The sequence below is a fragment of the Halocatena salina genome, assembly GCF_023115355.1.
Lineage (GTDB): Archaea > Halobacteriota > Halobacteria > Halobacteriales > Haloarculaceae > Halocatena > Halocatena salina.
This window is the reverse complement of sequence record NZ_CP096019.1, coordinates 1,751,869-1,764,134: the sequence shown is the minus strand read 5'-3', so window position 1 is coordinate 1,764,134 and position 12,266 is coordinate 1,751,869. Positions and strand designations below refer to the sequence as shown.

Genomic DNA, 12,266 nt, shown 5'->3' with positions numbered 1-12,266 from the left:
CGCGCCCGTTTTATATCCATTCGAGACGACCAGCAAGACGAGATGTCTCACCCAGACACGACGTTCGATCGGCTCGTGTCGCTGCGTCGGGAGCTTCACCGTCACCCAGAACCTGCATGGCGGGAGTTCTACACGACGAGCCGCATTGTCGATGAGCTAGAAGCGATCGGAGTGGACGAGCTGCTCGTCGGTTCGGAGTTTATCGATCCCGAAACACGCATCGGTGTTCCCGAACGGGCGGAGATCGATCGGTGGTACGAAACAGCCCAGCAAGCGGGCGCACGCGAGGACGTCCTCGACCGAACGGAAGGCGGAGTTACCGGCGCGTTGGCTGTCGTTCGAGCGGGCGATGGGCCGACGGTCGGACTTCGGGTCGACATCGACGGCCTCCCACGAACGGAAAGCAAGTCGGAAGATCACGTTCCTGCGGCCGAGGGCTTTCGATCCGAGACCGACGCGATGCACGCGTGTGGTCACGATGCACACGTCACGTTCGGAATCGGCGTCATCGAGTCCATCGTGAACGGATCGGCGTTCGAGGGAACACTGAAGGTCGTTTTCCAACCCGCAGAGGAGGTCATCGGCGGCGGGAAAGCGGTAGCCGAAAGCGGCCAGTTGGACGACTGCGACCACCTGCTTGCTGTCCACATCGGTCTCGATCATCCGACGGGCGAAGTCGTGGCCGGGATCGATGGATTTCTCGCAGTGCACCATTTCGAGGCGACGTTCACCGGCAAATCAGCCCACGCCGGTAGTCATCCCAACGAGGGAACCAACGCCATCCAAGCGGTAGCGGCCGCCGTGGAGAACCTCTATGCCATCCCGCGCCACGAGGACGGAGCGACGCGCGTCAACGCCGGAGTCGTCGAGGGCGGCAGCGCACCGAACATCATTCCCGAAACGGCTCGGTTCGAAGGCGAGGTACGTGGAGAGACGACCGAGCTCAAAAGCTACATGCGCGAGCACGCCACCCGCGTGATCGAGAACGCCGCCGGGATGCATGGCTGTGGGGTCGACATCGACGCCGTAGGTGATGCTCCGAGCGCGAAAAGCGACGACGTGATCGTGGATGTCGTCGAACACGTGGCAACCGAGACCGACGGAGTCGAGACCGTGTTGCGCCGCGACGATCTCGGTGGCAGCGAGGACGCGACCTACCTCATGCAACGCGTCCAAGACAACGGGGGCACGGCGGGCTACGTCGGCATCGGTACCGACCATCCTGGCGGCCACCATACCGCTACGTTCGACGTGGACGAGTCCTCGTTACGGATCGGTGTGGACGTATTGGCCGAATCGATCCAGAAGCTGGCTGGGGACGGCGGGAGCTAAGAGAACGATCCAGCATACAAAGGGATCAAACCGAGTCGTTCTACTCCAACGCGTCGATGAGCTCTGGGACGACGTCGAAGAGGTCGTCGACGATGGCGTAATCGGCCAGATCCATGATCGGCGCGTTCGGGTCGGTGTTGATGGCGACGATCGTATCCGAACCTTTCATGCCAGCGACGTGCTGGACGGCGCCAGAAATACCGATGGCGAGATACACGTCGGGCGTGACGACCTTCCCGGACTGACCGACCTGTCGGTTTTTCGGCAGCCAGCCGTTGTCCACGATCGGGCGCGAAGACGACAGCGTGGCGTCGGTCGCCTCGACCAGTTCCTCGATGAGCGGGAGGTTGTCCTCTTCCTCGATGCCTCGACCGATCGAAACGAGAAACTCGGCTTCGGAGATATCCACGTCGCCACCGGCAACCTCTTCGAAGCCAGTGACGGTGGATTTGACGGCGCTCTCGTCGATGTCGGCGTCGAATGCGACCACGTCGGCGTCACCATCGGCGTCGGTCGCTTCCCACTCGGCGGGACGGATCGACACCGCAACGGTGTCGTCATCGACGGCAACGGTCGTTTCGACCTTCGAGCCGTACATCTCGCGGGTGACTTCCGTCGTCCCATCGCGAGCGATGTCGACGGCGTCAGTGACCAGCGGAACGTCAAGCCGGGAGGCGATGGCGGGTGCGTAATCCAGCCCGTTGACGGAGTTGGGAAGCAACAACGTCGACGGCTCGATCTCCTCGAACAGCTGTTCGGTGACTTGGGTGTAGATGTCGTGGTTGAACTCCTCACCTGCGTCGACAGTGTGAATGACGGAAACACCGTCGAGATTCAACTCATCAGCGAACGCATCGACATCGCCACCGATCACCGCGAGATGCAGCTCCCCGCCCTGATCGGCAGCGAGCTGACGTCCGACGGTAACGAGTTCGAAGCTCACGTCCCGAAGCTCGCCCTGACGGTGTTCGGCGACAGCAAGCACGTCGCTCATCCCTCGACCACCCCCACGTCTTGGAGGAGATCAGCGAGTTCACCAGCGGTGTCCTCGGAGCTGCCCTCGAAGACGACGGCCTCGCCCTCGCTTTCGGGTTCGTACATCTCAGTGCGCTGCAAGGGAGATTCGAGCACTCCCGCGTCCAAACCGAGATCTGAGAGCGTCTGTACGTCGAGGGGTTTACTTTGGGCCTGTCGGATCCCACGGAGACTCGCATACCGTGGCTCGTTGATACCGGTCTGGATCGTCAACACCGAGGGAAGCTGAATCTCGGTGAGTTCTTCGATCCCACCTTCTAGTTCTCGGTGGACGTTCGCAACCCCCTCCTCGGCGTCGAGATCGAGCGCGTTGACGACCGCGCCCCACTCGAATCCGATCGTTTCGGCCAGCGCAACGCCTGTCGCACCGAAGCTGTCGTCACCAGCCTGAACACCGGTAAAGACGAGATCCGGCTCTTCCTGTTCGACGACCGCCGCGAGAACGTCGGCTTTCGTCGCCGGATCGAGGACATCCGTAGCGGCGACATCGTCGTCCCAGACGCGGATCGCTCGGTCAACACCCTTTGCAAGCGCCATTCGGATCGTCTCCTCGGCGCGTTCTGGACCGATCGTGACGGAGACTACCTCGACGTCCTCCCCGTCCTCTTTGATCTGGACTGCCTCTTCGATGGCGTACTCGTCCCATTCGTTGAGGTCGTATTCCAGATAGCGGTCATCGATGTCGAGGCCGTCGATATCGAAATCGTCCTCGGCCTCGGCCACCTCCTTAACGGTGACGAGTATCTTCATAGACACTACACACTCGCCACCGTTTCGTGTTAAACGTTTAGGAACGATTCTAATCGTTCCCCGCGTGGTCAGGATCAGAGCCGGCATCCCAACCGGGACCGTGGTTCGGCAGACTGATCAGATTCTCGCGTCCGATCCGCAACTTCTCGATGCGGTTGTCCTCATCCATCGCGGAGAGCAGCTGTGAGACTTTGGCGTCCGACCAGTCGGTTTCGGTGACGATCGTCGCCTGTCGCATCCGACCGCCGTTGTTTTGGAGCAGGCGCTCGACGCGCTCTTCATCGCTCAGCAGTTCGACATCGACAGGGTCAGCGGTGGAACCGAGATCGGAATCTGAATCTGAATCTGAATCTGAATCGACAACGGGACCCATCACTGGCGCGCCAGCCGTCCCGGTCTCGTGGTCGGTCGTCGAACGAGGGGGATCCGTTTCGCTCCGTTCTGGGGACCCGGTGACGCCATCGGAGAGGCGGTCTAACAGTGTTTGCCGCCGTGAATACGCAAACAGCCCGATCGATCCCATCACGACGAGAGCGACGAACGTGGGGACGCTAACAGGAGGATTGCCAATCCAATGGTTCCCTCCGCCGTTAGGACCTTGGTAGCTCTGTTTGCGGTAGGAAATATCGAACTGTTCGAACGTTCGTGGACCTTTGAACACCCATGCGTTGTTCTCGACCCTGTCGACGTTCGTCCCCCCCTGTAGCTCGTAGCCCTGGGAGACACTAACCACAAGCCGTTCGTCCGCGGTGAGACTCGGAAGCCACGGACGATCGCCAGCAGTGAATGATTCGTTTAAGCTAACGACCCCATTGCTCTCCGGCGGAACGGCGAAGTTCGTCCACGTGAAATTCCGGTAGAAAATTCCCGTGTTCCCATGGCGAGCGGTGTCGTTCGCAACATCGACGATCTGCATCGATCGATTCGACTCGTTGCCGACTGCGCGCGCTGCTCGTTTGAAAGTGATCAAAGAATCAACAGCATTGAAGCTACTACCACCACCTTTCTCGTACGTTCGTGCCGTTTTATTGAACGCTGCCGACTGGTTTTGCGTTTCGATCGGAACAGTTCGGATCACGGAAACGTCCGCGTTTCCGTCCGGAAGGACACGGATCACGATAGTCTCATCCGAATCGTTAACCGAGACAGGGACTGTAGTGGCCGATCCTACAGCTATGTGGCCCATAAAGCACGCCGATACTGCTATGAGGAGGACAGCGATGGCCACAGTCCGCATACAAATCTGTGAACGCTGCGGTAGGAAAACACTTACTGTCGGTTTTCGGCGGACGAGAAACCGATGCTATCAATCGACCGGTGGGGCAGATGTTCGGGAATAACGACGAACAGAAAGCTTCACCACAGACGTATCACAGATGTTTTTGTTCTTCCCTATTGTATATGGGTTCGATGCGTTCCTCCCGGATTCCCGTTGTAGGGATGATCGTACTTCTCACGCTCGCAGGGATACCTCCATCGGTGACCGCTCCCCTACCGTCGGATCAATCACAGAACGGTGCTGGAACGGTCAAACACACTGTCAACGGTGAGCTGTCGTATCTGTCGATAAACGGGTCGATCAAGCGCAACGACACCGTGACTCTGTCGCAGGACGTTGGTAGCGCCGTTGCGTTGGATACGATCAGGTTTGAACAAGAATACGCACTCACACGGATCGAAGCTGCTGACAAAAACGCGACCAACGAAACGGCGTTCGCTACCAACGAAATCGAAACGGTCGAAACACGGACCAAGGAGCTTCGAGAACGGCAGAACGATACAGTACAAGCGTACAACGCCGGGGAGCTGACCTCGGAGACGTTTCTCCGTGAACTGGCGCTGATCGCGACCGAAGCACGACGGACACAGGTACTAGCCGACTATCTCACTAATGCGGAAAATGACTCGCTCGCTCGCCAAGCGAACGATATTAAACAGGAATTATTCATGTTCCAAGGACCCGTTCGGACCAGAGTCCGATCGGCACTCGACGGCGATTCGAGCGCTCCAAACCGGTTTTTCGTTCGAACGTCCTCGGAGGGAGTGGTACTCGCAACGATCGACGAAAGTGACGGGGAAGCAACGTACGTGCGGGAAGCGTATCTCGACGGAGCGCGGAGCCGACCGGATGGTCCAAAAAATCTCAATGCGACGTATATGAGAGAGAAAGTGACCGAGCAGTACGGGATCAGTAAGGATTACATACAGGAGGAACTCGGGGTAACGTCGTTTTACCAGTATCGACTGTATCCCCCGGAGTACGCTTCGGAAGCCGGGATCAAACACTACGTCGATCGGGGGTCTGGAAACGTGGTTTTCGAACACCAAAAGGTCACGATCGAAGAGGAGCGAACGGTCGAGCACGAATCCCAAATGAGCCGGAACGAGGAGCTCGCACTCACACGAAAGACGACGTTCCCGGGGGGATACATGTACGTTCGCCTCACCCACCCGGATGAAGGAGAGCCACTCAACGGGACAGTCTCCGTCGACGGTCGAACGGTCGGCACGACAGATGAGGGCTCGCTGCTCATGCTCCAGCCGCCGAACGGAAGCACGATCACCGGCACTGTCGGTACCGAAAACGTCTCGGTCACCGTTGAGAACGACAACCGACAGCCACCGGCACCAGCCGAAAACCCGTGACGACGCCGGGAAACAGCACGGTTTGTCCACTCGAATTTCGATCGCTCGCGTAGATTTATCAACAAAGAGGTGACCAGCGAGTCGTGTGTCCGATCGTGGCGCGTCTACCGTCGTTGGGATCATCGTCCTCGTGGGGATCACGGTCGTGTTGGCCGGGGCGTTCGGCGCGATGGTACTCACACAAGCCCCAGCATCGGAGTCCCAGCAAGCGGTATTCGCGCTCACCGCCGACAGCGCAACCCAAACGATCACGCTCACCCACGAGAGCGGGGCCGACCTCACTCCGGAGACGCTCCGGTTGACGATCGCTGTCGACGGCGAGCCGATCGCTCACCAACCGCCGGTTCCGTTTTTCGCCGCGAAAGGATTCATCGGCGGCCCGACCGGCCCATTCAACAGCGCATACGAAGGTAACTGGACGGCAGGACAGTCCGCGAGTCTCCGGCTTGCGAGCACCAACACCCGATTTCGGCCGGGCACGGCGGTGAACGTTCGTCTGTACGCCGAAGACCGGTTGGTGGCGTCGCTCAAAACCCGCGCGTAGCAGCGTCACGGCGTTGCAACCGTGGTAATGGCGATTTCGGGACTGTGGGAGGGACCCATGAGGTGGTGTTCGAACTCCTCGAAACCCGCGCTCTGGAACATACGGTCGGCTTCGGATTCGTCATAAAAGAGCATGATCGCGTCGGCGAGTTTTTGAAACAGCGTTCGGGAGGGGTAGTTTGGACCGACGATGAGCACGCGTCCATCGGGTTTGACGACCCGCCGACACTCTTTGAGCGCCTCGACCGGTTTGGGCCAGTACTCGATCGAGCCGGACGACCAAACGATGTCGAACGTCGAATCAGCGAATGGAAGCCGTTCCGCGTCACCGCGATAGAATCGAACTGATCCCTGAGCTCCGAACTTCTGTTTCGCCTGTTCGAGTTGGTGAGTGCTCTGGTCGAGACCGTGGATCCGTTCGGTGTGTTCGAACAAACCTTCTGTCGCAAACCCCGTCCCACACCCCACGTCGAGCACGCTGTCCTCAGAGTCGATGTCGAGCAATTCGATGGCTTCGGTGCGCATCTCTTCGGTCCAGATGAACGCGTTCACCTCGTCGTACACCTTCGAGAGATACTTGTAAAATATCCGTGCACGAGCCTTGTGTTCGAGGATTCCCATACGATGGACTTGCTCGCACACCGCCATAACAGTGCGGATCGAGCACACTCTCAGAAATCGTTCCCTGTCGGGGGTATCAGTCAGTATACACGGACTACTTCGCAACGCCCAAATAGCCGCTAATCCAATCTCCTCACGATATAAGTATGGCCAGACCCGAGGTTCTGGATCGAATCAAGGAGGCCGAGGACGATGTCGATGAAATCGTGGCCGAGGCAGAAGCCGACCGCGAGGAAATCATCGCCGAGGCGCACGAACGAGCCGATGAGATACGCTCGGAAGCCGAACAGAAAGCGGACGAGCTGGCCGAACAGCGGCTCAGCGACGCCCGAGCGGAGATCGAACGCGAACGCGAATCGATCATAGAGCAAGGAGAATCCGAGCGTGAGGCCCTCGAAGCGAACGCGAGCGAGCACAAAGAGGAAGTAACCGAGGAGATCCTCACGACGTTCGAAGAGACCGTCCATGCTCAGACCTGAGCGAATGAGCCGGGTATCGGTGACCGGCTCTACCCAAGTGATGGACGAAGTGATCGAAACTATCCACGGAATGCGTCTGCTCCACCTCACCGACTACGATGGGACGTGGAAGGGTTTCGACCCGGGTGATCCGATCGAAGGAGCAGACGAAGCGTCCGAGAAGCTCGTCACCGTCCGGTCGCTACAGAGCATTCTCGACATGGACGAGGACGCCGATGCATCCGACCGTGTCGTCACCACCGACGCGCTGGAGAACGAACTCGAATCCATCAGGCAGTCGGTCAACGAACTCGACGACCAGCGGAGCGATCTGACCGACCAGCTGCGGGCGATCGAGGATCGCATCGAAATGATGGAGCCGTTCGCCACGCTGGGCATCGATCTCGATCTACTGTCCGGGTACGATTCGCTTTCGGTTGCGGTCGGTGAGGGCGATCCGACGGCGATCGAAGCCGCGCTAACGGAATCGGACATCACGGAGTTCGAGTTGTTCGAGGAAAACGGCGTCGTCGCCGTGTTCGCGCGCGTCGACGACGGAGTACCACGGGATACAAGCAGCGAAGAGCAAAACGCCGCGAGCGGTCGGACGTCGTCCGGCAGCCTTGAAGACCAGCTCGTAGGCACCTCGTTTTCCACCTACGACATCCCGGATGCGGACAGCGACCCGGAGCAGTACATCGAAGAGCTGCGACACGAGCGCCAACAGCTCGAATCCGAACTCGGGACGGTCGAAGACCAGCTCGATGAGATGCGAGCAGAACACGGCGACTTCCTGTTCGCAGCTGAAGAGGCACTGACCATCGACGTACAGCGCCAAGAAGCACCGTTGTCATTCGCGACGACCGAGAACGCGTTCGTTTCGGAAGGCTGGATACCCACCGAGCGATTCGGCGAGTTCGTCGAGACGCTTCACAGTGCTGTCGGGGACCACGTGGAGATCGACGAGCTCGAACGCGCGTCGTACAACGGTGACGGCCACCTCATCGACCGCGAGGACGTTGGGGGCACCCCCGACAGAGCCGATCCAACTACCGCCGTCGAAGGGAGCGAACAGGTCGCCCCCGATGGCGGTAGCGAGCAGTCGATGAGTAAGAGCGAGCCGCCCGTGGTACAAGACAACCCCGGACCGGTTTCGTCGTTCGAGGCGCTCGTCGACGCCTACGCCCGGCCGAAATACTCCGAATTCGACCCGTCGATCATCGTGTTCCTCACGTTCCCGACCCTGTTCGGGTTCATGATCGGTGATCTCGGGTACGGACTGCTGTACGCCGCGATCGGGCTGGCCATCGTCTCGAAGTCCGACGGCGTCGTTGCCGATCTCGGCCGGATCGCGCTGTGGGCCGGTGGGTTTACGGCGCTGTTCGGCATCCTGTACGGCGAGTTCTTCGGCTTGCACCAGCTCGGAGACGTTCTCTGGAAGGGCAAGCCACCGCTTCACAAGGGACTGATCCCAGCCTACGGCGAGTTCGCCGATCTGTGGCTGGTGTTGAGCCTCCTCATCGGGATGGTTCACATGACGTTCGGCTACGTGTTCGACTTCTATGAGCATCTCAGTCACGGCGCAAGCGACGCCATCCGCGAGAGCGGCTCGTGGCTGTTGATGCTGTTCGGGCTGTGGGTGTGGATCTTCGCCGGTACACCACCGGCCAACGTCGTGCCCGGATTCCTCTTCGGACCGGAATCGGTGTTCAACGGTAATCCAGTTTCGCTCGGATTCACTGGATTCTCCGAAACGATCGGAATGCTCGGAGGGGGTGCCTTCCTCATTGGGGTGGCGTTGGCCGCCACCACCGAGATCGCAGAGTTCATCGAGGCGGTGTTCCTGAAGGTGCTGTCCGACGTGCTTTCCTACACCCGGATCACGGCGGTGTTGCTCGCAAAAGCGGGGATGGCGTTTGCCGTCAACCTCCTCGTGTTCGGTGCTTACGAACACCACGGCGAGTACCACTTCCTCTTTTTCAGCGAGAAGACGCCCGGTGAAGTCCCTGCCGAAGAGATGATCTTCGCCGGACTTCTCAACGGCTCCGGCGTCGAGTTACTCCTCGGAGCGGTCGGTGGAGTGATCATCTTCGTGGCTGGACACCTCCTCGTGCTCGCGCTCGGGGTGACCAGTGCCGGACTCCAGTCCATCCGTCTCGAATGGGTGGAGTTCTTCCAGAAATTCTACGAAGGCGGCGGTGAGGAATACTCCCCGTTCGGGCACGTCCGTCGGTTCACGAGCAAGGAGTAAGCTACCTCGGTCGTCGTTTTAATTTGTGAATTTTGTTCCGATCGCTCGGAGTGGGAGCTAACTCTGTGTTTTTTCGTGTTATCCCGACGGGGGAACGAGACCCAGAAAAATATGACACGCACCCATATTTTCCGCTATAACCTTATGAATTATGGACTCGGCACTGATTACCACGATATCGGAGAAAATCGTTTGAGAAGCTTTATGGGTACAGTATAATTAGACCCAACCGTTCGGATACGAGCGAACCCAAGAGAATCCACTAAACCATGATGGAACTCCAACTCACCGCAGCGTTTCTCAATGCTATGGTACTGCAAGCAGGTGAATCTGCCGCCGCGATCCCACCCGCAACGGGTGCAGCGATCGGTTTCGGACTCGCAGCAATCGGGGCTGGCTACGCCGAGCGTAGCATCGGATCGGCAGCCGTCGGTGCGATCGCCGAAGACAGAGGCATGCTCGGGTACGGTGTCCTCCTGACGGTTATTCCGGAGACGATCGTCATTTTCGGACTCGTCGTCGTCTTCCTCCTCCAATAACCGCACCCGACTTTCCCTATCGATAACATGAGCCTTGATACGGTCGTAGAGGACATTCGAGAGGAAGCCCGCGCGCGTGCAGACGATATACGCGAAGAGGCAGAGGAGGAGGCCCAGTCGATCATCGCAGAGGCCGAGTCGGAGGCCGAAGAGATCGTCGAACAGCGCGAGCGCGAGGTCGAACGAACGATCGAACAAGAACGAGAACAGCGCCTTTCAAGCGCCAAACTCGAAGCGAAACAACAGCGCCTCGAAGCACGTCGTACCATCCTTGAGTCGGTTCGAGCATCGATCGAGTCGGAACTCACAACGCTCGAAGCGAGTCGAGAAGAGCTGACCCACACGCTGCTCGACGACGCCGCCGAAGAGTTCGACGGCGACGCGGCCGTCGACGTGTACGGCCGCGACGACGACGCCGAGCTGATCAAGTCGATCCTCGAAGACGAAGGGTACGACGGATTCACCTACGCTGGCGAGTACGACTGTCTCGGTGGCGTGGTCGTCGAAAGCGACAGTTCACGGGTCCGTGTGAACAACACGTTCGATTCCGTGTTCGAGGACGTTTGGGACGACAATCTGCGCGAGGTGAGCGAGCGGTTATTCGAAGCAAAGAATGAACACGACGGTTGATACGGCGAACTACGGTTACGTCACGGCGCGCGTTCGGGTCCGCCGGGCGGCCCTGTTCGATGAGGACGATTACCGCAAGCTCGTTCGCATGGGTCCGGGAGAGATCGCCCGGTTCATGGAAGAAACTGAGTACGAAACCGAGATGAACGCGCTCGGATCGCGTCACGACGGCGTCGATCTCATCGAGTACGCGCTCAACCGCAACTTAGCGAAGCACTTCGATGATCTGCTCACGTTCGCGGGCGGAGAGCTGTACGACAACATCGCGAGGTATCTCCGGAAGTTCGACGCGTGGAACGTAAAGACGGTCATTCGCGGTGTGTACACTGACGCCGGACAACAGACGATCGCGGACGATCTGATCCGTGCCGGGGCGTTCTCCGATGAGCTGTTGGATCAGCTCACGGAAGCGGGTTCGATCGAGATGGTGGTCGAGCAGCTGTCTAACACCATCTTCGGACCAGCGCTCGAAGAGGCCTACGCCGACTATGAAGAAATGGACGTGCTCGTCCCGCTCGAAAACGCGATCGATCGCGCGTTCTACTCGGATCTGCTCGGTGACGTTCCGGAAAACCCCTCGGAGCCGACGGCGCTGTACGTTCAGTTGTTGCGCGCTGAGATCGACTTCCGAAACATCCGCAACGCACTCCGGCTCGCGCGCAGCGGTGCGGACATCGATCCCAGCGAGTATTTCATCTCCGGTGGGCAGTTGTTCGAGGAGTCCGAGCTGGCACAGCTCACGACCAACGTGGGACAGCTCACGGAGTACCTTCGTCAAAGTTCCTACAGGAGTGATCTAGAGAATGCGCTCGACGACCTCGAAGAAGCGGACAGCCTCATCGAGTTCGAACGGGCTCTTGATCGGGCGCTGTTGGAGTACACGGACGCGCTAACGAACCGGTATCATCTGTCGATCTGTCCGGTAATCGCGTACATCCGTGCCAAAGAGCGCGAAGTCGATAACATCAGAGCGATCGCGCGCGGCAAGGAGGCAGGACTAACGGACGAAGAGATCGAAGAAGAACTGGTGATCGTATGAGCCACCAGGACACCAACGCAAGTCAGGAGATCGGCGTCATCGGAAGCCAAGAGTTCACCACCGGGTTCCGACTGGCCGGTGTTCGTCGATTCGAAACCGTTCCGGAAGAACAGAAATCTGAGGGTCTCGACGACGCTGTCGAGACGATGGTGAACGACGAGGACATCGGGATCATCGTGATGCACGACGAGGATCTCTCGTACCTTTCCAGACAGTTACGAACCGAGGTCGAAACGAGCGTCGATCCCGTGCTCGTCACGCTGGGTGGCGGGGCCGGGAGCGGTGGACTCCGCGAGCAGATCAAGCGAGCGATCGGTATCGACCTCATGGATGAGTAACGACGAGAGCGACAGGACCACAGGTACTGGAAGCCTAGATGGGACACGGCCCGGACAGCCCGGTCATCGTCGCTCGATGCGACA

General features: G+C 59.1%; 13 protein-coding genes. 9 read left to right on the top strand and 4 right to left on the bottom strand.

Annotation, left to right across the window (positions count from 1 at the left end; all coding sequences use genetic code 11):
* The first annotated feature begins 42 nt into the window (after nt 1-42).
* Nucleotides 43-1,332 (top strand): amidohydrolase, encoded by a 1,290-nt coding sequence (locus tag MW046_RS08985; RefSeq protein WP_247992776.1) that lies wholly within the window; start codon nt 43-45, stop codon nt 1,330-1,332.
* A gap of 40 nt (nt 1,333-1,372) precedes the next feature.
* On the opposite strand, the gene MW046_RS08980 is transcribed toward MW046_RS08985, so the two are convergent.
* From MW046_RS08980 to MW046_RS08970, 3 genes are read right to left on the bottom strand one after another with little or no spacing between them, the layout of a single operon-like run.
* On the bottom strand, nt 1,373-2,326 hold the full coding sequence (locus tag MW046_RS08980) for an electron transfer flavoprotein subunit alpha/FixB family protein (RefSeq protein ID WP_247992775.1): 954 nt from the start codon (nt 2,324-2,326) through the stop codon (nt 1,373-1,375).
* Nucleotides 2,323-3,117: an electron transfer flavoprotein subunit beta/FixA family protein gene (locus tag MW046_RS08975; protein ID WP_247992774.1), complete on the bottom strand. Its 795-nt coding sequence runs from the start codon at nt 3,115-3,117 to the stop codon at nt 2,323-2,325. The genes MW046_RS08980 and MW046_RS08975 overlap by 4 nt, the downstream gene beginning before the upstream one ends.
* 49 nt (nt 3,118-3,166) lie before the next feature.
* Entirely contained in the window at nt 3,167-4,354 is a 1,188-nt protein-coding gene (locus MW046_RS08970; RefSeq protein WP_247992773.1) for a helix-turn-helix transcriptional regulator, read from the bottom strand.
* Nucleotides 4,355-4,527: 173 nt separating this feature from the next.
* On the opposite strand from MW046_RS08970, the gene MW046_RS08965 reads away from it, so the two are divergent.
* Complete coding sequence (locus tag MW046_RS08965) at nt 4,528-5,763, top strand: DUF7096 domain-containing protein (RefSeq protein WP_247992772.1); 1,236 nt, start codon at nt 4,528-4,530, stop codon at nt 5,761-5,763.
* 85 nt (nt 5,764-5,848) lie between these two features.
* The gene (locus MW046_RS08960; RefSeq protein ID WP_247992771.1) at nt 5,849-6,307 is read left to right on the top strand and encodes a type IV pilin N-terminal domain-containing protein; all 459 of its coding nucleotides are present in this window, start codon (nt 5,849-5,851) and stop codon (nt 6,305-6,307) included.
* 5 nt (nt 6,308-6,312) lie between these two features.
* On the opposite strand, the gene MW046_RS08955 is transcribed toward MW046_RS08960, so the two are convergent.
* Nucleotides 6,313-6,966 carry a methyltransferase domain-containing protein gene (locus tag MW046_RS08955; protein ID WP_282190230.1) on the bottom strand — a complete coding sequence of 218 codons (654 nt, stop codon included), beginning with the start codon at nt 6,964-6,966 and terminating at the stop codon, nt 6,313-6,315.
* A 107-nt stretch (nt 6,967-7,073) separates the two neighbouring features.
* Here MW046_RS08955 and ahaH point away from each other — a divergent pair, with 107 nt between their 5' ends.
* The 6 genes from ahaH (at nt 7,074) to MW046_RS08925 (ending at nt 12,182) form a co-directional block, all read left to right on the top strand.
* Entirely contained in the window at nt 7,074-7,406 is a 333-nt protein-coding gene (gene ahaH / locus MW046_RS08950; RefSeq protein WP_247992769.1) for an ATP synthase archaeal subunit H, read from the top strand.
* Nucleotides 7,393-9,636, top strand: coding sequence for a V-type ATP synthase subunit I (locus tag MW046_RS08945; RefSeq protein ID WP_368411325.1), 2,244 nt, complete (start codon nt 7,393-7,395; stop codon nt 9,634-9,636). The genes ahaH and MW046_RS08945 overlap by 14 nt, the downstream gene beginning before the upstream one ends.
* 272 nt (nt 9,637-9,908) lie before the next feature.
* Entirely contained in the window at nt 9,909-10,175 is a 267-nt protein-coding gene (locus tag MW046_RS08940) for an ATP synthase subunit C-like protein (protein WP_438268170.1), read from the top strand.
* A gap of 27 nt (nt 10,176-10,202) precedes the next feature.
* Nucleotides 10,203-10,805: a V-type ATP synthase subunit E gene (locus MW046_RS08935; RefSeq protein ID WP_247992766.1), complete on the top strand. Its 603-nt coding sequence runs from the start codon at nt 10,203-10,205 to the stop codon at nt 10,803-10,805.
* Nucleotides 10,789-11,844, top strand: a complete 1,056-nt coding sequence (locus tag MW046_RS08930; RefSeq protein WP_247992765.1) for a V-type ATP synthase subunit C — start codon at nt 10,789-10,791, stop codon at nt 11,842-11,844. The genes MW046_RS08935 and MW046_RS08930 overlap by 17 nt, the downstream gene beginning before the upstream one ends.
* Nucleotides 11,841-12,182, top strand: coding sequence for a V-type ATP synthase subunit F (locus tag MW046_RS08925; RefSeq protein WP_247992764.1), 342 nt, complete (start codon nt 11,841-11,843; stop codon nt 12,180-12,182). The genes MW046_RS08930 and MW046_RS08925 overlap by 4 nt, the downstream gene beginning before the upstream one ends.
* Nucleotides 12,183-12,266 lie beyond the last annotated feature (84 nt).